Origin of the sequence: Maricaulis sp. (genome assembly GCF_017643475.1) — a bacterium.
Lineage (GTDB): Bacteria > Pseudomonadota > Alphaproteobacteria > Caulobacterales > Maricaulaceae > Maricaulis.
In genome coordinates this window covers 30,196-54,727 of record NZ_JAEPNI010000004.1, presented here as the reverse complement: position 1 = coordinate 54,727, position 24,532 = coordinate 30,196, and the positions used below count along the sequence as shown (strand labels likewise).

Genomic DNA, 24,532 nt, shown 5'->3' with positions numbered 1-24,532 from the left:
CTAGAGGGCGTCGCGACCGGTCTCACCGGTACGGATGCGGATGACACTTTCGACGGGGCTGACAAAGATCTTGCCGTCGCCGATACGACCGGTCTGGGCCGCATTCTGGATGGCTTCGACGGCAGCGTCGACACGATCCGCGGGCAGAACCAGTTCAATCTTGATCTTGGGAAGGAAGTCCACGACGTATTCAGCGCCGCGATAAAGTTCCGTGTGACCTTTCTGGCGGCCGAATCCCTTGGCCTCGAGAACGGTCAGGCCTTGCACGCCGACTTCCTGAAGGGCTTCCTTCACATCGTCGAGCTTGAACGGTTTGATAATCGCTTCGATCTTTTTCATGACCGTCTCCTTGGACTTGAGCCGAACCTATCGGTGGCACCGGTCGAGACAAGCAGTCGGCAAGGTGTGATATGCGATGAACGGGAAACTGCTCGATCATGAAGCAGTGCTGCTACGAATTGAGGCAATGATGCAGAAGGCGATCCTGTCCACCGCGGATATCGCCCTCTGCGACCGCTATGCGATTGAACATGGCGTGGCGGGCACGGGTTTGATGGAGAATGCCGGTCGGGCAGTCGCAAAGGCGATCTGTCAGCGCTGGGCTCCGCGCCCGACCCTGATTCTGTGTGGCCCCGGGAATAACGGCGGCGATGGTTATGTCGTCGCGCGATACCTTCGGGACCAGGGCTGGCCGGTGACGCTCGCCAGCCTGGTCGAGCCGAAGGCGCTGAAAGACGATGCGCTCTGGGCCTATCAGCAATGGAGCGGGGACACCCGGCTTGCATCCCGGGCTCGGACCGAGGATCAGGCCCTCATTGTAGACGCAATGTTCGGGGCCGGCTTGACGCGCCCACTTGATGGGCCGGCCGCGGATCTTGTGCGGGCGAGTAATACGGCTGACGCCATTCGCGTGGCCATTGACCTTCCTTCGGGGTTGTCCGGTGATATGAGTGCGTTGGAGGGGCCTGTTTTCCACGCGGATCTGAGTGTCACCTTTCACCGTTGCAAACCAGCCCATTTCCTGCAGCCTGGAGCTGATCTATGCGGCGAGGTGGTGCTCGCGGATATCGGTATCCCCAATGGCTGGCAGGCCGAGATAACGCCGGTCGCTTACTGGAATGTCTCCGAGACCTGGCGACAGCGTCTACCGTGCTCCGGGGCAGACACCCACAAACACCAGCGCGGTCGCCTCGCAGTTTTTTCCGGACCTGCTGGCTCTACAGGCGCCGCGCGCCTGGCCGCCATGGCTGGATTACGGACAGGGGCAGGCCTGGTCACAGTGGTTTCTCCGAAAAATGCCATGGCCGAAAACGCGGAGCATCTGACGGCGATCATGTTGCGCGAGGCGGAGGTTCAAGCAGGGGACGACCTGTCCGCATTACGAGCCACGTCTGCCGTGATGGGGCCGGCTTATGGGACCGGTCTGACGACACGTGACCAGGTGCTGGCAGCACTGGGCGGTGACACCAAGATGGTGCTGGATGCGGATGCGTTGAGCAGTTTCGAGGGGCATAAGGATGCGTTGTTTGCAGCCCTGCGAGCGGAAGACGTTCTGACGCCGCACTTCGGCGAGTTTCGGCGCCTTTTCCCGGGGATCGCGCTCGGACCAGAGAACAAGATCGAAATCGTTCGCGAGGCGGCGGAGAAAGCGGGTTGTGTCGTCCTGCTCAAGGGTGCGGACACGGTTATCGCCGCGCCGGGGCAGACCCCGGTGGTGAACACCCATGCTTCCCCCGTGCTGGCAACGGCTGGCAGCGGGGATGTGCTGGCGGGATTGATCGCGGGATTGATTGCCCAGGGCGTTGACAGTTTTACAGCTGCGTGTGCTGGCGCCTGGATTCATGGCGATGCCGGATGGCGCTTCGGGCAAGGTCTGGTCGCGGAAGATTTGCCGGGCTCGGTTGCTGAGACGCTGCGCCGACTCGAAGCGTCTGCACGGCGGGCCGAGGTTTATGAGCGCCTCGCAAATCGGGTGTGAACAGAAGGGGACTTGGCGGAACCAGCGGAGCGGTTCATGTTTGCGGTCCCACCTTTGATGCGAGACATGCATGCCCGCTGACCATCCGTCCAATACTGCCAGTGCTCTCGACGCAGAAGCGCTGCGCTTTCACATGAAACCCACCCCCGGCAAGATCGGACTCGCGGCGACCAAGCCGATGGCGACGCAGCGTGATCTCGCCCTGGCCTATTCACCGGGCGTGGCAGCACCCGTAAGAGCGATCGCCGCCGATCCAGATGCGGCATATGACTATACCTCCAAGGGCAATATGGTCGCCGTCGTCTCCAACGGTACAGCGATCCTCGGGCTAGGTGATCTGGGCGCCGCGGCGTCCAAGCCTGTGATGGAAGGCAAGGCGGTTCTGTTCAAGCGATTTGCTGATCTGGACGCGTTTGATGTCGAGGTGGAATACACCGATCCTGACAAGTTCATCGATTGTGTGAAGGGGTTCGGGAACAGTTTCGGCGGCATCAATCTTGAGGACATCAAGGCGCCGGAATGTTTCGAGATCGAGCGCCGTCTGCGCAAGGAACTCGATATCCCCGTCATGCATGACGACCAGCACGGCACGGCGATCATCGCGGCTGCGGGGCTTATCAATGCGTGCGACATAACCGGGCGAAAAATCGAGGACCTGAAAGTTGTCCTTTGTGGTGCCGGGGCTGCGGGCCTTTCCGTGCTCGAGCTGATCAAACACCTCGGAGTGAAGGATGAAAACACCATCGTCGTCGATATCGAGGGCGTGGTTTATGAAGGTCGTCCCGGCTGTCACGACCGCCTCGCTAAACACGCCATCGAGACGGATAAACGCACCCTGGCAGAGGCTGCCGAGGGCGCGGACTGCCTGCTGGGGCTGTCGGCTGCGGGGGTGTTCACAAAGGACATTGTAGCCTCGCTGGCGCCTCGACCAATCATATTCGCCATGGCCAACCCGACACCGGAGATTACTCCTGAAGAAGTGTCCGAGGTGCGTGATGACGTGATCATGGCTACGGGACGTTCCGACTACCCCAACCAGGTGAATAACGTTCTGGGCTTCCCCTATATCTTCCGCGGCGCTCTGGATGTCCGTGCGACCGAGATCAATGAGGACATGAAGGTCGCCGCCGCGCGGGCCCTGGCGGCCCTGGCGCGCGAGGATGTTCCTGATGAAGTGGCCAATGCCTACAAGGTTGACCGTCTCCAATACGGTCGCGACTACATCATTCCGACCCCGTTTGATCCGCGCCTGATCTACTGGATCCCGCCCTTTGTCGCCGAGGCCGCCGTCAACAGTGGCGTCGCGCGGCGTCCGATCGCTGATATCGAGGCCTACAAGCAGCAGCTGGCGCGCCGTCTCGATCCGACAGCTTCAATGCAGCAGCGCATTACCGCTTCCATTCGCAAGGAAGAAAAGCGAATCGTCTTTGCCGAGGGCGAGGAGCCGGCGGTGATCCGAGCGGCGCATGCGTTCGAGAACCAGGGGCTTGGCAAGGCGATCCTGATCGCGCGAGAGGAAATTGCCCGGAAGAATATGCGCGAGCTTGGCCTGCCCGATGACGCGCTGGAGATCTGCAATGCGCGGCTTTCCGAGCATAATCAGGACTATGCCGATTTCCTTTACACCCGTCTTCAGCGCAAGGGCTATCTCCGCCGGGACGTGCAGCGTCGAGTTAACAATGATCGCAATGTTTTCGCTGCCTGCATGCTCAAAATGGGGCAGGCCGACGGGATGGTGACAGGCGTTACCCGCCACTCCAACGGTGTGATGAAGGATGTGAAACTCGTGCTCGGCCCGGCCGAGGGCGGTCGGGTGGTTGGCATCGCTGCCGCGATTACTCCGGGACGCACCATCCTGATGAGTGATGTCACTGTCGACGAGTTTCCCGATGCTCAGGGACTGGCTGAAATCGCCATAGCGACGGCCAATGCTGCCAAGCGCCTGCGTCTGACACCGCATCTGGCGTTCCTGTCGTATTCCAGTTTCGGCAATCCTCCGGGCGAGCGCACCGAGAAGATCCAGCAAGCCGTGCGCATACTGGACGAGATGGGCGTGGATTTTGAGTACGAGGGCGAAATGGCGGCCGATGTGGCGCTGGACCCGGACCATCATCGGCTTTACCCGTTCTCGCGTCTGACCCAGCCGGCAAATGTGCTGATCATGCCGGCAGTCCATTCCGCATCGATCGCACTGCGATTGCTGAAATCCGCGGGTGGGGCGACCGTCATCGGCCCGATGCTCGTGGGGCTCGAAAAACCTGTTCAGATCGCGCGTCTGGGTTCGTCGGTGTCCGATATTGTCAACCTCGCGGGCATTGCGGCCTACGACCTCAATACAGTCGATGCATAACGGTCATTCGCCGTGTTCACGAAAACGAGGGGTGCATGCGAGGATGTGGCGGCCTATCTAGTGCGCTCTTGTGTGTTTGAAAGGACTGGCCATGGCGGGACGTCAGGCGAATGATCTGACCCAGGGCTCGGTGTTCGGGCACCTTGTACGCATGGTCATGCCGATGAGTTTCGGCATTCTGGCCATGATGCTCGTCGGCATTATCGATACCTTCTGGGTGGGAACCCTGGGTACGGCGCAACAGGCCGCCGTACAGATGAGTTTCCCGGTGACCATGCTGGTTATGTCCGTTTCCATCGGCCTGGGCGCCGGAGCGGTCTCGGCTGTCTCCCGGGCAGCCGGGCGCAAGGACGGCACCTCAATTCCACGCATTTCCACTGACGCCCTGAGTCTGTCGATTATCTCGGTGGGCCTGGTGTCCATTCTTGGGATCGTTTTTGTCGAAGAGATTTTCGCGGCGCTTGGTGCCAGCGAAAGCATGATGCCACATGTGGTCGACTACATGACGGTCTGGTTCGCAGGCATCCTCCTGATCGTCGGCCCAATGGTGGCCAGCAACATCCTGCGCGCACTCGGCAATGCGACCGTGCCCAGCCTGATGATGATCGCAGCCGCTTTCATCAACATGATCCTCGACCCGATTTTCATTCTCGATGATGTCTTCGGCTGGTTCCCGGGGCTGGGCTGGGGCGTGTCCGGCGCTGCACTGGCAACGGTCGTCGCCAACGGCGCGACTTTCCTGATGGTTTCCGCCTACCTGGTGTTCAAGGAAAAGCTGATCGATTTCAGCTGGCCGGGTTTTGGTGAAGTCCTGCACAACTGGGCGGATATTGCGCGAGTCGGTATTCCGGCCTGTATTTCCAATGTCTTCAACCCGCTGGCCCTGACCATTGCCATGTCCGGCCTGGGAATGGCGCGCTTTGGTGATGCTGCCGTAGGCGGTCTTGGCGTTGCGGGGCGCGTTGAGGCTTTCGCCATCGTCCCGTTGTTTGCCCTGTCAGCCTGCATCGGGGCTGTCACCGGCCAAAATGGCGGAGCCAATAATCTTGATCGTGTGCGCGAGGCATTCCGGTCCTCGTTTGTATTCTGCATCATCTGGAGTTTTGCGATCGCGGCGTTGTTGTGGGTTGTCGCTGGTCCGTTGGCCGCCGCCTTCCTTCCCAGCGAGGAGGGGCAGTCCATTGCGCGCACCTATTGGCAGATCGTCCCGCTGACTGTTGCCGGTTATGGCATCACCATCGCGGCGAGTGCCGGTTTCAATGGGCTTGGCCGTCCCGGGCATGCCCTGGTGATCACTGCTGGCCGCGCGATCGGATTGGTGATCCCCGGTGTGATCATCGGTGCCCAGGTATTTGATTCACCGCTGGGTCTGATCTGCGGTTTTGCAGCCGCGAATGTCATCGCAGGCCTTCTGACCGCAGGCGCAGTTCTCACCTTTGCGCCGATGACCGCGAAACATGGCAAGCAACGCAAGCCGGTGGCTTCGACTGAAGAACCGAAAACATCCGACGAAGAGCGGGCCTAGCGCCGTCTCAATACGCCTGCGAGCTCAGGTTTGTCGTTGAGGTTGGGGTGAGGATAGGGCGTGAAGCTCTCGTTTTCCGGCCAGTCCCATCGATTAGCCGGGAACAGCGTGTGCATCGCTTCCAGAGAGCAGGCATAGGGTGGCCCGCCACGCTCGGTTTTCTGCATGAACAGGGCCAGGAAGCCTCCGCCCGGTTTCAGCCAGCGATAAGCGCAGGCCTCATAGGTTTCGCGCAAGGCTGGCGGGATGGCGCAGAGAAATGTCTGTTCATAGATCAGGTCGATGGGGTGGCTGGGCGCCCAGGTGAAAGCGTCGCCTGCGATCAGTTCGGCATCCAGCCCGCGTTCCTCGAGCCTTTCGCGCTGCCAGCCGATAGCTGTTTCCGAGAGGTCGAAACCAGTGACTTTCAGGCCTAACGAGGTGAGATGAACGAGTTCCGGTGAACGTCCGCATCCCGGAATGAGCACGCGGGAACCCGGTTGGAATACGCCTGCGCTGGCCCAGTCAGAAATGACCGGGTGCAGTCTTGACCGCTCCCAGGGCGTGGAGTTTTCCTGGAATCTCTGTTCCCAATCCATGGCTTGCCTCAATCTCTCAAGGCGAGACTAGAGCGAGCCGAGTTTCCGGACAAACGGGAAGGTCAGGCCGCCTTGGCAATGCGGCAGAGATCGACGATCGACAGGGGACGCAGCGGCGACGGGCGTGCGGCTTCCGGCACCAGGCCCGGCCCGCACAACATGCGAACACCGCAGGCCATGGCCTGTTTCAAAGTCTTTAGATCACGCACATCATCCAGCAGGAATGGGGCAGACATGGCGCCCGCCGCCCGGACAGCATTGTTCAGGGCAGCGGAGTCATGATCAAGCATGCCCTCGCTTTCGAAATTGGCGGGGCGCAGGGCGCGGGCCGAGAAGACATTGACGCCGCGCTCTTCAAAGGAGGACAGCTCAGCTTGGCCAAATGGTTGGTCCAGCATCAGGCTGAAGCCCTGATCGGCGAACTCCTCCAGAGCCGGAAAGGCGTTGCCGTGGGGAATGTCTGCGGCCTCCAGGCGCAACCAGAAACTCTTGCGAGCCACTTCCGGAACGCCGGCCAGGCATTCCAGGAATCGGGTGCGGTTTTCCGCATTCAAGAGGGTCGTCTCGTGGATCGAGATGGCAAATGTGTTGCGTTTCTTCTTCTTGAAGAATGCGAGAAAGGCCTGGAAGGCAGAACGCGCGGCGACCAGGTCGAGCGTGAGATGTTCGACATCACTCATCCGGGTCTCGATGGCGCGGCGCCCTTCGATGAGGCGGCCTTCGACATGAACCTTGGAAAAACAGTAATTGGCGGTTATGGCTTGGCGCTCAGCGTCCCAGATCGGTCGGAAGCAGGCTTGAGCATTTTCCGCCCCGGGACCCAGCTCGTGGAGCGGGGGCAGGGAGTCCATGGACGGGATGTCTGGTGCCTTCGCTGGCGCGGGCGGCTTTGATGATGTCGCTATTTGAGCGAGCTCGCCTGGCGATACCGACTGGGCGTCGCTGGCGACTTCCAGGTCAGGCAGATCCGGATGGCCCAGGAAGAAGGCGATCATCTCTTCGGTGATCTTCTCGACTTCTTCAGCGATATTGTCGGCGTGTTCCGCGAAGATGATCAGGAAACCTTCTTCGCACGGAACCAGGATGTGTTTGATCGACAGGCGCTTCTCGATGAAATGGGAGGCGGCGTCGAAAATCTTTTTCTTCATGGCCGGCCAGTCATCGCCGGATGCGTCTTTGATGCGATCAAGATTGAGAAGTTGAAACTGGCCGATATCGACCTTTTTCTTCTCCGCGAGGACCGCCTTTAGAATAGTGTTCAGATCAATAGACATCGCCGACAAGCACTTTCCCACCCCTGTACGAATAACTGTATGCGACAGTTTGATTAATATGCGATTGATGACTTGCCCCAGTGTGCGGGGGCTTGCGTCCGGAGCAGGCCCATGTCATCACCCGCGCCCGGTCCGAGAATGACCGATGCGGATGTGGCGAAACTGGTAGACGCGCCAGATTTAGGTTCTGGTGCCGCGAGGCGTGGAGGTTCGAGTCCTCTCATCCGCACCACTCATTGCCTGTAGGTTTCACGAGTTGGAAGCCATCCTGGCTGAATTGCAGGGTGGGGCGGTCGGGAAGAACCGCTTTTCACAGATCAATACAGCTTCAATACACACGCTACAGCGTCGCACCGTTGCGCATGCCAAAACCACGTGACATAACGCGCGCTCGAATTTCAACGCGGTCTCCGCACTAGTCAGAACACCAAGGTCCAACCCATGAACGTCATCGAGAAAGCATCAGAAGGCTTGAGCCGCACTTATGAAGTCGTTTTCGCGGCTGATGATCTGCAAGCTCGCCTGGATGCAAAAATCGAAGAAATCCGTCCGGAAGTTCGCCTGAAGGGCTTCCGCCCGGGCAAAGTTCCGTCCAAGCACATCCGCAAGATGTTCGGCGAATCCATCATGGGCGATCTGCTCAACGAGCTGGTGCCGGAAACCACCCAGAAAGCCCTGGACGAGCGCAAGATCCGCCCGGCCTCCCAGCCGGAGATCGACGTCAAGTCTGACGCCAAGGCTGTTGCCGGTGGTTCCGACTTCACCTTCGAGATCAGCCTGGAAATCATGCCGGAATTCGAGCCGGCCGATCCGTCCAAGTTGAAAGTCGAGCGTCCGGTCGCTGAAGTCGCCGACGCACAGGTCGACGAGGCGCTCGGTGAGCTGTCCGAGAAGAACCGTTCCTACGCAGCCAAGAAAGGCGGCAAGAACGCCAAGGCTGAAGAGGGTGATGTTGTTGTCATCGACTTTGTCGGCAAGATCGATGGCGAAGCCTTTGAAGGTGGCTCCGCCGAAGACAGCCGTGTCGCCATCGGCGACGGCGCCTTCATCCCGGGCTTTGAAGAGCAGCTGGTTGGTGCCAAGCGAGGCGAGGAGCGTGAGTTGAACGTTTCCTTCCCGGAGCAGTACCAGGCCCAGCACCTTGCGGGTAAGGCCGCTGTCTTTGAAGTCACCGTCAAGGATATCGAATCCCCGGAAGAGCCGAAGGTTGACGACGAGCTCGCCAAGCGCCTCGGTCTCGAGGACCTGGACAGCCTCAAGGACGTTCTCAAGAAGAACATCGAAAGCGAGCACGCCCAACAGTCCCGCATGAAGGTCAAGCGCGTCCTTCTGGACCAGCTGGACAGCGAGCATAGCTTTGACCTGCCGCCGAAAATGGTGGAGGCCGAGTTCGCCAACATCTGGCGCGAGGTTTCCCACGCGATCGAGCACGATCACCTTGAAGACGAAGACAAGGGCAAGTCGGAAGACCAGCTCAAGGACGAATACCGCGGTATCGCGGAGCGTCGTGTCCGTCTCGGCCTGGTGCTGGCGGAAATCGGCCGCGCCAACAATGTTGATGTGACCCAGGAAGAGCTTTCCCGCGCGGTCAACCAGGAAGCCATGCGCTATCCGGGGCAGGAGCGCCAGGTTGTCGAGTTCTACCAGAAGAACCCGAACGCCATCGCTCAGCTGCGTGCGCCGATCTATGAGGAGAAGGTCGTCGACTACATCCTCGAGCAGGCTGACGTGAGCGAAGTCTCCGTCTCTCGCGAAGCACTCTTCGCTGACGAGGAGGAGGAAGCTCCGAAAAAGGCGCCGGCCAAGAAAAAAGCTCCGGCCAAGAAGGCAGCTGCGAAAAAGGCTCCGGCCAAGAAAGCAGCAGCCAAGAAGGACGACGCCAAGGACGAGAAGCCGGCAGCCAAGAAAAAGGCACCTGCGAAGAAAAAGGCTCCGGCCAAGAAGGCGGCTGCTAAAAAAGACGCCTAGGCCTAACAGTCTCATTTTAAAACAGAACGCCGGTGCCTATATGTGCACCGGCGTTTTGTTTTTGGTCATACCTTGCAGTCTAGAGCTGTGTTGATGGCCTTGCCTCGTCGGGCGAGCGCCGCAATAGTTCTGACTACTTCCCATGAATCGGCGGCGTCCGCTGTGCCGATACCCCAAGGAGCGCGATATGAGAGATCCCCAGGATGTGATGATGAATCTTGTTCCCATGGTCGTCGAGCAGACCAGCCGGGGCGAGCGTTCCTTTGATATCTTTTCCCGTCTGCTCAAGGAGCGGATTATCTTCCTGACCGGACCGGTCGAGGACCACATGGCGAGCCTGGTCATTGCCCAGCTGCTCTTCCTTGAGTCGGAAAACCCGAAGAAGGAAATCTCCATGTACATCAACTCGCCGGGCGGTGTCGTTTCGGCCGGGTTGGGTATCTATGACACGATGAAATACATTCGCAGCCCTGTTTCCACGATCTGTCTGGGCATGGCAGCCTCCATGGGCTCGCTGCTGCTGACCGGTGGAGAGACGGACATGCGTTTTGCCACGCCGAATGCGCGCATCATGGTGCACCAGCCGTCCGGCGGTTTCCGTGGGCAGGCGTCCGACATCGAGCGTCACGCAGCTGACATCATGAAGATCAAGCGTCGTCTGAACGAGATCTATGTCGAGCACACCGGTCGCAAATACGAAGAAATCGAGGCTGCACTGGACCGCGACAATTTCATGTCGGCGGAAGAGGGCAAGGAATTCGGACTGATCGACCAGATCGTTCAGACCCGTGGCGGCGAGGACGCAGCCGAGGACTAGATGTGATTGTTGGCGCGGATCCTGCTTGATCTGCGCTACAACACTGTGGTCGAATAACAGTATGCGGAAACGTTTCGCTAAAGATCGATTGCGATTTTGTACGAAACGAAACTGAAAGCAGGCATGGTATAGACCCAGTGCTTGCGGGTTGAATTGGAGCGGTCATGAGTAAGACGACAGGCGGCGAAGGCGAAGCGAAGAACACGCTGTATTGTTCTTTCTGCGGCAAGAGCCAGCACGAGGTTCGCAAGCTGATTGCGGGACCGACCGTCTTTATCTGCGACGAGTGTGTCGAACTCTGCATGGATATCATCCGTGAGGAGAGCAAGTCCTCGCTGGTCAAGTCCAAGGGCAATGTCCCGGCTCCGCAGGAGATCTTCGATATCCTGAACGACTATGTGATCGGGCAGGGACATGCCAAGCGCGTGCTCTCCGTTGCCGTCCACAACCACTACAAACGTCTCAACCACGCCACCCAGAATGGCGGTGATGTCGAGCTGGCCAAGTCCAACATCCTGCTGATTGGCCCGACGGGTTGCGGCAAGACGCTGCTGGCCCAGACCCTCGCACGCATCTTGGATGTGCCGTTCACGATGGCGGACGCCACCACTCTGACCGAAGCCGGTTATGTTGGTGAGGACGTCGAGAATATCGTGCTGAAACTGCTGCAGGCCGCCGACTACAATGTTGAGCGAGCCCAGCGCGGCATCGTCTATATCGACGAGATCGACAAGATCTCGCGCAAGTCCGACAACCCGTCCATCACCCGTGATGTGTCCGGTGAGGGCGTGCAGCAGGCGCTGCTGAAAATCATGGAAGGCACGGTCGCATCCGTGCCGCCGCAAGGTGGTCGCAAACACCCCCAGCAGGAATTCCTGCAGGTGGACACGACCAATATCCTGTTCGTCGTGGGCGGTGCCTTCGCCGGTCTCGACAAGGTGATCTCCCAGCGCGGTCAGGGCTCCTCTATCGGCTTTGGTGCCGATGTGCGTGAGCCTGATGATCGTGGCACCGGCGAAATTCTGCGTGATGTCGAGCCGGATGACCTCAACCGTTTCGGCCTGATCCCGGAATTTGTCGGTCGTCTGCCGGTCATCGCAACGCTGGAAGACCTGGACGAGGGTGCCCTGATCAAGATCCTGACCGAGCCGAAAAACGCTCTGGTCAAGCAATATCAGCGCCTGTTCGAGATGGAAGGCGTTGGCCTGACCTTTACCGAAGATGCGCTCAAGGCGATCGCCCAGCGTGCGATCCAGCGCAAGACCGGTGCGCGCGGCCTGCGCTCGATCATGGAAGGCATTCTGCTGGAAACCATGTTCGAACTGCCTGGCCTTGATGGTGTTGAAGAGGTCGTGGTCAACGGCGAAGTTGTTGATGGCAATGGTAAACCTCTCTACATCTATGCAGACCGCAAGGAAGAGACAGCCGAGGGCGCTTGACGTTCGGCTCTCGGATCGCCACCTGTTGATCTGAAGACAGCCTCAACTGTCACAGTCTTAGCCGCCGGTTCCACCGCGAATCGCGTCAAATTCCCATTGAATGCGACGCGGCTGGAGCCGCGAATGGAGTATCCATGTCCACAGTGAAAACCCTTCCGCTTCTGCCGCTTCGCGACATTGTCGTTTTCCCGCACATGATCGTGCCGCTGTTTGTCGGCCGGGAAAAATCCGTGAAGGCCCTGGAAGAAGTGATGCGGGCGGACAAGCAGATCCTGCTCGCGACCCAGCGCAATGCGTCTGACGATGAACCGGCTCCGAACGCCATTCATTCAACCGGTGTGATCGCGTCTGTCCTGCAATTGCTGAAACTGCCCGATGGCACCGTCAAGGTGCTGGTCGAAGGCGGTGTGCGCGTCGAGATCAGCAAGCACCTCGACAACGAGACCTATTACGAGGCGGAGTGCGAAACGATCATCGAGGATCAGGGCGATGAAAGCGAACATGAAGCGCTGATGCGCTCGGTCGCCGCCAAGTTCGATGACTACGTCAAGCTGAACAAGAAAGTCCCTCCGGAAGCCCTCGCGTCGCTGCCTCAGATCACTGATCCGGGCAAGCTGGCCGATACGATTTCCGCCCACCTGGCCGTCAAGATCGAGGAGAAGCAGAGCCTGCTTGAAGAGACGGATGTTTCTTCGCGTCTCGAACGTGTGCTCGGCCTGATGGAAGGCGAGATCGGCGTGCTGCAGGTCGAGAAAAAGATCCGCAGCCGCGTCAAGCGCCAGATGGAAAAGACGCAGCGCGAATACTATCTGAATGAACAGATGAAGGCGATCCAGCGTGAGCTGGGTGAGGGCGATGACGGCCGCGAGGAACTCGCAGAGCTGGAACAGCGTCTGTCCGAAGCCAAATTGTCCAAGGAAGCGCGCACCAAGGCCGATGCCGAGTTCAAGAAACTCCGCCAGATGAGCCCGATGTCCGCCGAGGCGACGGTTGTTCGCAATTATCTCGACTGGATCCTGGCGCTGCCCTGGGGCAAGCGCAAACGCCTCAAGAACGATCTGGGGCGTGCCGAGGGCATTCTCGACAGCGATCATTATGGTCTGGAGAAGGTCAAGGAGCGCATTCTCGAGCACCTCGCTGTGCAGGCGCGCACCAAGAAGCTGCGTGGCCCGATCCTGTGTCTTGTCGGTCCGCCGGGCGTGGGCAAGACCTCGCTGGGTCGTTCCATCGCCAAGGCAACGGGACGTGACTTTGTGCGCATGTCGCTGGGCGGTGTGCGTGACGAGGCTGAGATCCGCGGTCACCGCCGGACCTATATCGGTTCCATGCCGGGCCGCATCATCCAGTCGATGAAAAAGACAAATTCGTCCAACCCGCTCTTCCTGCTCGATGAGATCGACAAGCTGGGCGCGGATTATCGTGGCGACCCGGCGTCTGCCCTGCTTGAAGTGCTGGACCCGGAACAGAATTCGACCTTTGCCGATCACTATCTGGAAGTCGATTACGATCTGTCCGACATTATGTTCGTGACGACGGCAAACACGCTCAACCTGCCGCAACCCCTTCTCGACCGGATGGAGATCATCCGCATCGCCGGTTACACCGAGGATGAGAAAGTCGAGATCGCCAAGCGCCACCTCCTGCCCAAGACGCTGAAGAACCACGCGCTCAAGGCCGACGAGTGGGAGCTGACCGAGGACGGTCTGCGTGACCTGATCCGCTATTACACGCGCGAAGCTGGCGTGCGTAATCTCGAGCGTGAAATCTCCAATCTGGCGCGCAAGTCCGTGCGCAAGATCGAGAGCGGTGAAGAGAAAACGATCTCTATTACACCGGCCAATCTCAAGGACTATTCCGGTATCCGCAAACACCGTTTCGGTGAGACCGAGAACCAGGACCAGATTGGTGTTGTCACCGGACTTGCCTGGACGGAAGTCGGTGGTGACCTGTTGACGATCGAAGCCGTGCGCATGCCCGGAAAGGGCCAGATGAAGGTCACCGGTAATCTGCGCGATGTGATGAAGGAATCGATCTCCGCAGCGAACTCCTTTGTGCAGTCGCGCGCGCCATCCGTCGGCGTAAAGCCCACCGTGTTCCGCGCAACCGATATCCACGTTCACGTGCCCGAAGGGGCAACGCCGAAGGACGGTCCGTCAGCGGGTATCGGCATGATGACTGCCATCGTCTCCGTGCTGACCGGAATTCCGGTGTGCAAGGACATTGCCATGACCGGCGAGATCACCTTGCGTGGCCGTGTCCTGCCGATCGGCGGGTTGAAGGAAAAACTGCTCGCGGCCCTGCGCGGCGGTGTTAAGACGGTGCTTATTCCGAAAGAGAATGAGAAGGATCTTGAGGAGATCCCGGACAACGTCAAGGAAGGCCTGGAAATCATTCCGGTCGAGACTGCTGATGAAGTCCTCACGCGCGCCCTGGTCGAGCCAGTCGAGCCGGTCGAGTGGACCGAGGCGGACGAGGCTGCCCTGGCGGCGGTTTCCTCTACACCAGGTGGAGGCGAGAGCACGCCGATTGCGCACTAGTTTCACCTGAAACGAATTTGAGCAATAAAATGAGAGCCGGGATGCTTATCCCGGCTCTTTTTTGCAGAAAACGGCGCTTTGTTAACTCTGAGGGGATTGACGCCACCCGACCGGCTGCGCACAGTCTCCGCATGACTTGCACGACTTATTTCTTTTTTGGCTATTTTACCGACGTGACCCGAACGGGGGCGGTGGCCGGATAGTTTGCGTGACAAGCAACAAGTTTCCAGGACCTCCCCGAGCGGGAGGTCCTTTTCATTTGGGGTAAAGGACATGAGCGACACACAAGCGAGGGACCAGGTCCGTCAGCAGATTTCCGAACTGGACCGGTTATTGATCGACACCATCGCGAAACGCGGTGACCTGGTGGAGGAAATCCTCCGCGCCAAGGCCGAACAGGGGTTGCCAGTGCGCGATCGTGAGCGCGAGCAGGCCGTGCTTCTCGATGCTGTTGAACGCGGCAAGTCCCAAGGTGTGGCGCCGGAACTGGTAGAGGGCCTGTTCCAGGGCCTGTTCGAAGCGTCGATCCAGCGCCAGCGCACCCATTTCGACAGCATGCGCGATGAAGACCTCAACGAAGCAACTGTCGCCTATCTCGGCGGCCCAGGAAGCTACAGCCATATCGCTGCCCAGCGTGTGTTTGAACGCCGCAATGCGAGTGTCGTTCCGGCCCCCAAACGCGACTTCATCTCCATCTTCCGCGCTGTGGAGAGCGGCGAGGTGGATTTCGGTGTTATCCCCATCGAGAACACCACGACCGGTTCCATCAATGAAGTTTATGACCTTCTTCTCGCTGGCAATGCCCGTATCGTTGGTGAGTTCCTTTTGCGCGTCGATCACTGCCTGATTGGCCGGTCCACGGGGCTGGGGCGCATCAGTCGCGTCTATGGCCACCCTCAGGCGCTGGCGCAGTCACGCCGCTGGCTGGCCGGACATCCCGAGATCGAGTCCCACATGGCGTCCAGTTCGACCCGTGCGCTTGAGCGCTTGCTTGAGGATGATGATACGGCCGGCGTGATCGCGGGGGCTGACGCCGCTGCGCTCTTTGGATTTGACATCCTGGAAAGCGGTGTTGGCGATCACGAGCAGAATATCACGCGTTTCATCGTTCTGGGACGCGACAGCAAGAACCCGACGCGTGAGGTCGAGTGCAAGACATCGATGATGTTCACCACACGTGATACGCCGGGCGCGCTCGTGGATGCGCTGATGGGGTTCCGCGATGGGGCCGTGAACCTGGTCAAGCTGGAAAGCCGTCCCATTCCGGGCAATCCCTGGGAAGAGATGTTCATCATGGATGTGGATGGCCATGTCGAGGACAGGGTCATCAAGGACGCGATGGCCGTGCTCGAGGAGCACACACGTGAGATCAAGCAGCTGGGCTGTTACGCGTCCGATCGTATTGATCAGGTGAGTATCGCCGAGTAGGTCACGGCAGACTATTCCCAGAATCGGCTCATCGGGTTTACAAGCCCCGATGAGCCGTTTTGCTGTCAGGCCTACGCCGCATCCTTGGATGCATATTCACTCAGCAATTTTTCCTGCTTGGCGCGTTCGACCTTGCTGGAAAATTGCTCATTGATCCGCACTTCCTGCAGCGTTTTTACCAGGGTGATGAGAGAGCCGCAGAGGAATAGGATCCCCATGCCAAGATAGCCCTTGGTCGACAGATCAACCGGCATCAGCAAGAGGGAGAGGGAGAGCATGCCCAGGGCAATAGCCACACAGGCATAATTGAAACCGATCCAGAGTTTTGATTGTTCCAGCATGTCATTTCTCCTCGTCCTGGCTCATGCCAGCGCGAATGCGGGCCAGCACGGCGTCGGTTGAGTGGGGAGCAGGGGCTCCGCAGCCTTCTGCAGCCAGTCGGTCCAGTACAGTGTCTGGGTCGTTTTCGGTCGCGATTTCCTCCAGGATCTCCATATGTTCATAGGCGTCTGGTTGATCGAGGAAGGCGTTGAGTACACGCTCGCCCTCAATGAGCGCTGCAATGCCGGTAATATCCCCGCTCAACTCCGCCGTCGTTCTGCGCTCGGCCGCCACCGTCCGGGCCGTAGAGAGCCCCTGTTTCAACTCCAGCAACCGGGTTTGGCCGGAATCGATCATCCGGCGCAGTCGTTCGATGGCGAGTTGGTTCCTGGAAATGGATGTGTCGAGGCGTTCGACATCACGTTCCAGCCGCGCCAGATGTCCTGCCGCATCCTCTGCAAGGGCCGTCAGGTCAGAACACAGTGCCTTTTTAATCCTATTTTCCAGCTCTCTCGCCTGGCCGGTCAGGCTGGTGCGTGAACCGGTTTCATTCCTTTCCTTTAGAATCAGCCCGGCGAGGCGCTGTTTGGCATTGGCCTGCGCCATCTCAGCATCCTCGATTCTCTGCTCCAGTATGGTGATGGCATTCTGGCGCTCGATGGAGCGCTCGGTCTTGCGGACTTCGCCCCGCATGACGGTCATCAAGGTAGAGAACATCGATACCTCCATAAATGAACAATGTTCATAAACAGAGTGGAAGCGAATATCATTCATTCAAGGTGTAAAATGAACCTTGTTCATTAAATAATAGTATGGTTGAACGTAGAAATGGAAACGAATTCACGTAACGCGCGGGGGCGAGGGCGCCCGCCTCTGTCAGACGGTGTCCGCCAGCGGCTGTTATCCCATGCGCGTGAACTCTTGCGTTCCGGCGAGCAGGAAAAGCTTCCGATACGCCAGCTTGCCGCGAGTGCGGGCGTAAGTACAGGTTCATTCTACAAGTTTTTTCCTGATCAGCATGCGCTGCGCGAAGCCTTGGCCATGGATGTCTATGCCGAACTGGCGCTGATCCTGGATCGTACATTGACTCAAGCCGCGGAACGCTCGGTCCTGGAACGGGTCATGCAAATGGCTGTGTCCTACGTCGACTATGTGCAGGCGAACGAGAAACTTTGGGCGAATCTCCTGGAGTTCCGGCGCCAGTATCGAGATTCGAATGCGCTGGCTGTTGAGGCCGAAAATGCACTCTTTGGTGTGCTTGAAGCAGAATTGGATAAACTCGAGGGGGTCAATGAACCCGAGCTTCGTGCCGACCTCGCACGTGCCCTGTGGGCGAGCGTGCATGGCATTACTGTGCAGACGGTTCCCAATAGTTTCAAGGAAGATCCAAAGGGCGATGCCCTGGAACAAATGCGCCTGATAATCGACGCTGTGATCACGCGTTACAGTTCCTAGCGCATGAAGCGCTTGCCAAGGAGCGTTTGGCTTATTAGAACGCGCGCTCCACACCGGATGGGCGGTTAGCTCAGTTGGGAGAGCATCTCGTTTACACCGAGAGGGTCGGGGGTTCGAGCCCCTCACCGCCCACCATCCTTCGACCTGCGGGTTTCGGACGGCGAGCCATTCGGGAAAGCAGGCGAACATTCAGAGTGGATGGTGCGATGTCCTCCGACGCCTTGGCGACGGAGGGTTTTTTGTGCCTTTTTCAGTCTCGCGACAGCTTGTTTCGAAGATGCCTCCTTACGGGATCGGACCGATCGACCCTCGGTGGCGTTTGCGAAAGTGACGCACCTGCACCGGTCAGACTGGGCCGCCTCAGACGAAGGCGGGCGAGCCTGTGAAGTTGCTTAGACCGGGCAGGGCGATGGCCAGTTCCTGATCGTTCAGGCCGAACCAACGCCCCAGAGTGGCTGCATATTGTTCGACCGAGGTCGTGGGGATAAGGCGACCATTTCCGGCGTCCTGGGCGTGTTCGAAGCCGTATTCAGGCATTTGACCATAGATCTGGCGGCCATTGACTGCACCACCGATTATAAAGTGGTGAGATCCCCAGCCATGATCGGTGCCATCACCATTGATGGACAGGGTACGGCCGAAATCCGAGGCGGTGAAGACGGTGACATCATCACTCGCGCCGATTTCGCCCATGGCGGACTGGAAGGCGGCGATACCTGCGGCCAGCTGGGACTGGCGATTGATCAGGTCGCGTGCTTGCGTCGAGTGGGTGTCGAAACCACCCAGTCCGACGAAGAAGACCTGGCGGGAGGCGCCGAGGACATTGCGAAGAGAAATCGCTTCGGCAACCGTGCGCAATTGCTGCGCGAAATACCCACCCGGAAACTCCGTGGTGATCTCGGCGACTTCGTCTCGGGCGTTGGAATAGGCCTCATTGGCGTCCAGGGCCCTGCGGGAACGGTCGGTGATATCCTGTTGGAAGAGATTTGACGGGCTGAGGCCCTGCGACCGGAAATGGTCCTCCATCATCGCCGAGACACCCTGGCCCTCAGCTCCGAAATAGGGAGGCCATTGAATGGCGATCAGATTGTCCGGGCCACCAATGGACAGCTGGTATTGCTGGGCAACATCCCCGGACAGCCAGACTTGGTTCCCGAACGTACTCATGCTGGTGAAGAGGGAGTTCTGGTTGGCATTCGCTTCCAGCGCGGCGTCAGCGAAACGTCCGCCCCAGCCAAACAGGGCACCTTCGGGAGCAGATGACATCCAGGTGGATTGCTGGTCATTGTGGGAGAAAAGCTTGCGTGGAAGCCGAGCCTGGCCATTCAACACCATCTCCCGGTTGGTTGGCTCGAGCAGCGGGCCAACATTCGCGAGGATTGCTGCATCACCCGATTCAAACATGGTGTGGAGGGGGGCCAGCTCCTGCGGCAGCGCAAACTGGCGGCCGCCGAGTGAGCCGGCGTTTACAGGGTTGAGCGCCAGCAAATTGTCACGGCTGCGCGGGCTGTTGGCGCTGACATACTGCGAAAACAGGCTTTCGCGCGTGGTTGCGAAACTGTCGTGTGATGCCTGATCGTAGGGGATGACAGCATCATAGTGATCCATCCCTCCGAACAGGAAAACACAAACAAGTGCCTTGTATCCCGTCGTGTCTGCCGCCAGAGCCGGCATCGACATCAGGCTGGTGGTCAGTCCGCCAGTGCCGAGAAGACCGGCTGCGGATGCGCGGGAGAGGAAATCGCGTCGATTGAGTTTCATGAGCTTGTCCCCCTAGCGCTGAACAATGTAGTCGGGTGAGGTGAGAATGAGCAGGACGGCCGTCTGCACCCGCCCCCTCTGCCCGGGGCCGGGGTCCTCGCCATCGATCACGATCGTCTCGAGGATGTCTGACATTCGGGTGCGGGTTTCCACGCTCAAAGTTCCTGCTGTGAATGTCATGTCGAGCCAGTCGATCAAGGCATTGATATCGCCTGCGATCGCCATCTCATCGTCATAGACCGGGTGGAAGCCGAGGGTTTCAGTCCGGTCATCGCCCCAGGTGGCGTCTGTGATGAAGGCACTCAGGAAATTGGTGAAACCGATGATGCTGGCCTCGTTGACGATCTGGAGTTCGGGGGCGGTCAGTCCCGCTGCCCCGGTCGCAGATCCAGGCGCGATGTAGCCCGGTCGGTAGAAATTGAAGACTGATGGCGACCGGAAAGGGTGCTGCCCGAGCGTGCCGTTGGAGGAGGTGTCCCACAGGAAATCCTCGCGCCAGGCTTCAGAGCCGGTTATGTGGAAGGCGCGTGCCCAGTGTACAAAGCGCAGAACCGGTTCCCGCACCTTGCCGAACTCGTTGGGCGCTGTTGCCGGATCCTGGCGGGCTTCATCATCCATCAGGATTGCGGCAAGCGTAGCTGCAAGGTCTCCGCGCTGGCCTGTTCCCACATTCTGTCCATCGGGGAATTGATAGCTGCCGTTCTCGAACACGGTCGCCACGCGTTGGACATAGGCCGGTGTCGGATGGCTGGTGGTGAACCGCTGGATCAGCTGGCGGCTGATAAAGGGCGCGAGGTTGGGATGATTGAAGAGCGTATCCAGGGCGATGTCGATACTGGTTTCGGCATCGGTATTCGCTGGAATTGTCGTTTCCAGGAAAGTTTTCTCGCTCGTCGAGTGATAGTCCGGAAAAATCTGGAGCGGCGTGTAGTAGATGCTCTCATCATCCCCGGACGGCCAGTAATTTTCGCCGCGCAGGCCCAGGCCTGTGAAGACCCGGGCGAGGCCGGTTACATCGGTATTGTCATAGGTCTCAACCGGGCGGCCCTCATTGTCGGTGACGACGCTGCCATCCATGCGCAGTTCGACCAGGCCGATGGTGAAGAGTTGCATGATCTCGCGTGCGTAATTCTCGTCGGGGACGCGGCCATTCTCCATATTCTCGCGAACATTGTAGAGATAGGTCAGATAGGCTGACATGGCCGGCGAATAGGTAACCTCCTCGAGGATGTCCCGGTAATTGCCAAAGGCATTGCGGATGAGAATGTCCATGTAGTGGGCGGTGGTCAGTGGGCGGCCGGCCAGTACAGAACCCTGGCCCTCCGAGACAACCAGGATTTGCGAGAGCGCATAGGCCATGCGCTGCCGTAACTGATCATCGCCATCGATCAGACCTGCCCAATAGGCGTCCGAAGCCCCCCGGAAGGTCGAGAAATCGTTGAGAACGCCATTGGCGATCAAAGCGTCTAGGTGCAGCGTCGCCGGTCGGGTCAGCTGATCTCGGTACCAGAGCGAAAACGTGCTGACCGACAGATCTTCGATTTCCTCGTAAGTCGGGCCGAACGTCGCCTGCCCAAGGAATTTGGAAGATTGTTCCAGCGTCGGGCTTTGATTCTGCGGAGGTGGGGGAGGCGGCGTTGTTCCACCGCCGCTACCCGAGCCACTACCTGATCCACCACCGCCGCCACTACAGGCAGCAACGACAAGACCCAGTCCAAGGGCCGCGACACGAACAATACTGCGCATACTTTCCCCGCTTGAAATGCTCCGGCCCAATCTGTGCGGGCAGGAGTTTGCGATCTCTCCAAGACATTCTGAGGATGATTATACGGATTGGAAGGCGATTCCCGTCGCCCGAAAGGTTCACATCGTAAACTCGACGTGATTGGCCAGGCGGGAAGTTGACTCAGATTGCGCTGACCTAGTCACGCAAGGCGAGGTCGACGATCCGGAGCAATCGTTCCGGGCGGTTCGCGTCGTATTCGATGATCTCGGCGCGCGGGGAGAACCGGCGAAGGCTGGCTGCCGTTTCATTTGCCTCGACTGGATCGCCGGGACGTGGATTGATGATGACAGCAGCGCGGCCGTCCAGCACGCGTAGTGCCGTCAGCGTGTGGGATATCGTGCCCAGATAATTACCGGTCACCAGGACCGGAAAGGCGTCGAGTTCCCGCAACAGGTCGAGATTGAGACCGTCTTGTGCGATCGGAGACATGATGCCGCCGGCTCCTTCGACAAAGGTCGGGCGGCTTGAACTGCACTGGTCACTGCACCAGGAGGCGATCGGGTCAAGTGTCAGTTCGCGCTGTTCACGGCGCGCGGCCATGTCAGGCGAGAGCGCAGCCTTGAATCGCCACGGCGTGGTTTTCTTGAGCGTCTCGGCATCCATTGTGCCGCCATTGGCGCGGATCAACCGGGCCGAATCGGATTCCAGAGCGTTAGAGTTGTCGAAACCCGACAGGACGGGTTTGAGAACACGGGCGCGGCCGCCAACGGAACGGTAGATTTCCAGCAGGGCACACAGCACGTGTGTCTTGCCGATGTCGGTTCCGGTTCCGGTAAAAAAGATCGGTCTGCGGTTCACGCTGTCTCCGAGGTCTCCTCAAGGATCACTCGCACGCATTGCGCCAGTCGGTCAATGTCCGCCTCGACATGGGTGGCCGAGAAGGTGATGCGCAGGCGTGCGGTGCCGCGCGGAACGGTCGGTGGCCGAATGGCGGTGACCAGAAAACCTTCATCCTGCAATGCCATGGACGCTTTGAGCGCGCGGCTTTCCGATCCCAGCAGTACCGGCACAATGGGAGAGGCCGGAGCCGGCAGGCCCGCTGCAGCGCAAAAACGCCTCGCCAGCGTGAGCGGGCGCTCCCGGCGTTCCGCATCGCGCTCAACGATATCCAGCGCCGCAAGAGCGGCTGCGATGCTGGCAGGGGGCAAGGCCGTGGTGAAAACCAGCGGCCGTGCGCGGGTCCGCAGCAGCTCGCAGACATTGCGTGAGGCGCACAGATAGCCGCCGTAACTGCCCAGCGCCTTGGACAGAGTCCCCATCTGAAGGGGCGGCATGGCAGCTGGAGAGAAGTGCGCGGACGAGCCCTTGCCCTCACCAACAACGCCAACAGCATGAGCGTCATCGACCAGCGTCCAGGCCTCGAACTCCTCGGCCAGAGCCAGCAGTTCAGGCAGGGGAGCGAAATCGCCATCCATGGAAAACACGCCGTCGGTCATGATCATGGCGTGACGATAATCCGCGCGCTCGGCAGTCAGGATCTCGCGGGCGTCGGCCAGGTCATTGTGGCGGAACTTGCGGATCTCGGCGCGGGAGAGCTCGGCACCTGCATGAATGCAGGCATGGGCCAGCTCGTCGACCAGCACCAGATCGCCGGCCCCCAGCAACGCCGGAGCGATGGCGAGATTAGCCAGATAACCCGAGCCGAAAACGATGCAGTCCTCGCTGCCTTTGAGCGCGGCCAGGCGGCGCTCAAGTTCAAACAGCAGGTGGTGCCCGCCGGTGACCAGTCGGGACGCACCCGAGCCGGCACCATATTTTGCGGCGGCCTGCTGGGCGGCGCGGATTACTTCCGGATCATTGGCCAGGCCCAGATAGTCGTTCGAGCAGAAATTCACATAGGTCCGGCCGTCACGCTCGACCTGCATGCCGGCGGAATTATTGGATTCCTGGAGCCGGCGGCGCAGCTGGCGTTTTTCCAGCCCGGCCAGCTTGCGGGACGTGAAACGTTCAAGCGATGGCGAAATTGATTGCATATGGGCCCTGTCGCACAGATTTCCCGCCTGCTAAAGCCCGGTCATGACCCAAAACACACCTGATCTGCCGTTCAACATTGCCGACCATCATGTCTGGCGCCCCTATACCCAGATGAAATCCACACCGCCGGCACTGAAAGTGCGTTCAGCGGAAGGCGTCTTCATCGAGCTGGAAGATGGTCGCCGCCTCATTGATGGCGTCTCGTCCTGGTGGACGGTGTGCCATGGTTATCGTCATCCGCACATCATGGCCGCCGTGAGGGACCAGATCGACAAGGTGCCTCACGTCATGCTCGGCGGTCTCACACACGAACCCGCGCAAACACTTGCAGCGCGCCTGGCTAGGCTGGCGCCGGGGGATCTCAACCACGTCTTTTTCTGCGAAAGCGGATCTGTCTCGGTCGAGATCGGGATGAAGATCGCGATCCAGTCCTGGATCAATCGCGGTGAGCGCGGCCATACGAAATTCGTCTGCTTCAAGGGCGGCTATCACGGCGACACGCTGGCGACGATGTCGGTGTGTGACCCGGAGGAGGGCATGCACAGCCTGTTCGCAGGTGGTCTGCAGCAGCAGATCGTGACGGAGCTTCCATGCGATACAGAGAGCCGGGTCCGGTTCGAAAGCCTGGTCGCGGAACGCAAGGGCGAGATCGCAGGCATCATCACTGAACCGCTGGTCCAGGGTGCGGGCGGGATGAAATTCCATACGCCTGAAACGTTGCGGTATCTCCGCGAGATTTGTGACCGGCACGGTTTGCCGCTGATCCTCGATGAAATCATGACCGGATTTGGACGTCTCGGGACGATGTTTGCCTGTGAGAAGGCCGGTGTGGTCCCCGACATCATGACCGTATCAAAGGCGCTGACCGGCGGGACCCTGCCACTGGCCGCCGCGATTGCGTCTTCCCGGCTGTTTGCGGATTTCTGGTCGGATGATGCTGGCGCGGCGCTGATGCACGGACCCACCTATATGGGCAATCCGGCCGCCTGCGCGGCCGCCAACGCGTCCATTGACCTGTTTGAAAACGAGCCGCGACTTGAGCAGGTCGCCGCCATCGAGGCGGTGTTTGCGGAACAACTTCCCGAGGCGCGGGAGTTTGCGGGTATTGTTGATGTCCGCTGGCAGGGAGCTATCGGTGTGATGGAATTTGAAAGCCTGCCGGATCTTGAAACCCTGAAGGCGCGATTTGTCGATGCTGGTGTCTGGGTGAGGCCGTTTGGAAACATCATCTATCTGATGCCGCCCTATGTGATTTCCCGAGATGAGCTCGACCAACTCATATCGGCAACGCTATCGGTTACGAAGGTCTGGGCGGGAGAACATTTCAATTAAATTTCCAAA

General features: G+C 59.3%; 19 protein-coding genes and 2 tRNA genes. 12 read left to right on the top strand and 9 right to left on the bottom strand.

All coding sequences use genetic code 11. The features are described from left to right. Entirely contained in the window at nt 1-339 is a 339-nt protein-coding gene (locus JJ889_RS13790; protein ID WP_291896080.1) for a P-II family nitrogen regulator, read from the bottom strand. A 76-nt stretch (nt 340-415) separates the two neighbouring features. Between JJ889_RS13790 and JJ889_RS13785 the strand changes: the two genes are divergently transcribed. The 3 genes from JJ889_RS13785 (at nt 416) to JJ889_RS13775 (ending at nt 5,853) form a co-directional block, all read left to right on the top strand. Next, nucleotides 416-1,978, top strand: a complete 1,563-nt coding sequence (locus JJ889_RS13785) for an NAD(P)H-hydrate dehydratase (protein ID WP_291896078.1) — start codon at nt 416-418, stop codon at nt 1,976-1,978. A 70-nt stretch (nt 1,979-2,048) separates the two neighbouring features. Beyond that, nucleotides 2,049-4,328 carry an NADP-dependent malic enzyme gene (locus JJ889_RS13780; protein WP_291896076.1) on the top strand — a complete coding sequence of 760 codons (2,280 nt, stop codon included), beginning with the start codon at nt 2,049-2,051 and terminating at the stop codon, nt 4,326-4,328. A 91-nt stretch (nt 4,329-4,419) separates the two neighbouring features. Next, complete coding sequence (locus JJ889_RS13775; RefSeq protein ID WP_291896074.1) at nt 4,420-5,853, top strand: MATE family efflux transporter; 1,434 nt, start codon at nt 4,420-4,422, stop codon at nt 5,851-5,853. Here the strand turns inward: JJ889_RS13775 and JJ889_RS13770 are convergent. Beyond that, nucleotides 5,850-6,431, bottom strand: a complete 582-nt coding sequence (locus JJ889_RS13770) for a methyltransferase domain-containing protein (protein ID WP_291896072.1) — start codon at nt 6,429-6,431, stop codon at nt 5,850-5,852. The genes JJ889_RS13775 and JJ889_RS13770 overlap by 4 nt on opposite strands. A 62-nt stretch (nt 6,432-6,493) precedes the next feature. Then, on the bottom strand, nt 6,494-7,705 hold the full coding sequence (locus JJ889_RS13765; RefSeq protein WP_291896070.1) for a hypothetical protein: 1,212 nt from the start codon (nt 7,703-7,705) through the stop codon (nt 6,494-6,496). 147 nt (nt 7,706-7,852) lie between these two features. Between JJ889_RS13765 and JJ889_RS13760 the strand changes: the two genes are divergently transcribed. The 6 genes from JJ889_RS13760 to pheA all read left to right on the top strand — a co-directional run bounded on the left by JJ889_RS13760 (nt 7,853) and on the right by pheA (nt 15,894). After that, a tRNA-Leu gene (locus tag JJ889_RS13760) sits at nt 7,853-7,937 on the top strand. 209 nt (nt 7,938-8,146) lie between these two features. Beyond that, nucleotides 8,147-9,673: a trigger factor gene (tig, locus tag JJ889_RS13755; protein ID WP_291896067.1), complete on the top strand. Its 1,527-nt coding sequence runs from the start codon at nt 8,147-8,149 to the stop codon at nt 9,671-9,673. A 187-nt stretch (nt 9,674-9,860) separates the two neighbouring features. Next, nucleotides 9,861-10,490 (top strand): ATP-dependent Clp protease proteolytic subunit, encoded by a 630-nt coding sequence (locus JJ889_RS13750; protein WP_291896065.1) that lies wholly within the window; start codon nt 9,861-9,863, stop codon nt 10,488-10,490. 164 nt (nt 10,491-10,654) lie between these two features. Continuing rightward, the gene (clpX, locus tag JJ889_RS13745; RefSeq protein WP_291896063.1) at nt 10,655-11,929 is read left to right on the top strand and encodes an ATP-dependent Clp protease ATP-binding subunit ClpX; all 1,275 of its coding nucleotides are present in this window, start codon (nt 10,655-10,657) and stop codon (nt 11,927-11,929) included. 134 nt (nt 11,930-12,063) lie between these two features. Next, entirely contained in the window at nt 12,064-14,466 is a 2,403-nt protein-coding gene (lon, locus tag JJ889_RS13740) for an endopeptidase La (protein ID WP_291896062.1), read from the top strand. Nucleotides 14,467-14,739: 273 nt separating this feature from the next. Beyond that, nucleotides 14,740-15,894, top strand: coding sequence for a prephenate dehydratase (gene pheA / locus JJ889_RS13735; protein ID WP_291896060.1), 1,155 nt, complete (start codon nt 14,740-14,742; stop codon nt 15,892-15,894). A gap of 71 nt (nt 15,895-15,965) precedes the next feature. Here the strand turns inward: pheA and JJ889_RS13730 are convergent, their stop codons facing one another. Both JJ889_RS13730 and JJ889_RS13725 read right to left on the bottom strand, forming a co-directional pair. Then, nucleotides 15,966-16,235, bottom strand: coding sequence for a YiaA/YiaB family inner membrane protein (locus JJ889_RS13730; protein WP_291896058.1), 270 nt, complete (start codon nt 16,233-16,235; stop codon nt 15,966-15,968). 1 nt (nt 16,236) lies between these two features. Next, nucleotides 16,237-16,932 carry a PspA/IM30 family protein gene (locus JJ889_RS13725; RefSeq protein WP_291896057.1) on the bottom strand — a complete coding sequence of 232 codons (696 nt, stop codon included), beginning with the start codon at nt 16,930-16,932 and terminating at the stop codon, nt 16,237-16,239. A 99-nt stretch (nt 16,933-17,031) separates the two neighbouring features. Here JJ889_RS13725 and JJ889_RS13720 point away from each other — a divergent pair, with 99 nt between their 5' ends. Both JJ889_RS13720 and JJ889_RS13715 read left to right on the top strand, forming a co-directional pair. Further along, on the top strand, nt 17,032-17,670 hold the full coding sequence (locus tag JJ889_RS13720; RefSeq protein WP_291896055.1) for a TetR/AcrR family transcriptional regulator: 639 nt from the start codon (nt 17,032-17,034) through the stop codon (nt 17,668-17,670). A 59-nt stretch (nt 17,671-17,729) separates the two neighbouring features. After that, nucleotides 17,730-17,805, top strand: a tRNA-Val gene (locus JJ889_RS13715). Nucleotides 17,806-18,030: 225 nt separating this feature from the next. Here JJ889_RS13715 and JJ889_RS13710 read toward each other — a convergent pair. From JJ889_RS13710 to bioF, 4 genes are all read right to left on the bottom strand, one after another. Then, entirely contained in the window at nt 18,031-19,431 is a 1,401-nt protein-coding gene (locus JJ889_RS13710) for a DUF1501 domain-containing protein (RefSeq protein WP_291896053.1), read from the bottom strand. Between the two features lie 12 nt (nt 19,432-19,443). Further along, nucleotides 19,444-21,177 carry a DUF1800 domain-containing protein gene (locus tag JJ889_RS13705; protein ID WP_291896051.1) on the bottom strand — a complete coding sequence of 578 codons (1,734 nt, stop codon included), beginning with the start codon at nt 21,175-21,177 and terminating at the stop codon, nt 19,444-19,446. Nucleotides 21,178-21,352: 175 nt separating this feature from the next. Next, nucleotides 21,353-22,015: a dethiobiotin synthase gene (gene bioD / locus JJ889_RS13700; RefSeq protein WP_291896050.1), complete on the bottom strand. Its 663-nt coding sequence runs from the start codon at nt 22,013-22,015 to the stop codon at nt 21,353-21,355. After that, on the bottom strand, nt 22,012-23,190 hold the full coding sequence (bioF, locus tag JJ889_RS13695) for an 8-amino-7-oxononanoate synthase (RefSeq protein ID WP_291896048.1): 1,179 nt from the start codon (nt 23,188-23,190) through the stop codon (nt 22,012-22,014). The genes bioD and bioF overlap by 4 nt, the downstream gene beginning before the upstream one ends. Before the next feature lie 43 nt (nt 23,191-23,233). Between bioF and JJ889_RS13690 the strand changes: the two genes are divergently transcribed. Continuing rightward, nucleotides 23,234-24,523 (top strand): adenosylmethionine--8-amino-7-oxononanoate transaminase, encoded by a 1,290-nt coding sequence (locus JJ889_RS13690; RefSeq protein ID WP_291896046.1) that lies wholly within the window; start codon nt 23,234-23,236, stop codon nt 24,521-24,523. The last annotated feature ends 9 nt before the right edge of the window (nt 24,524-24,532 follow it).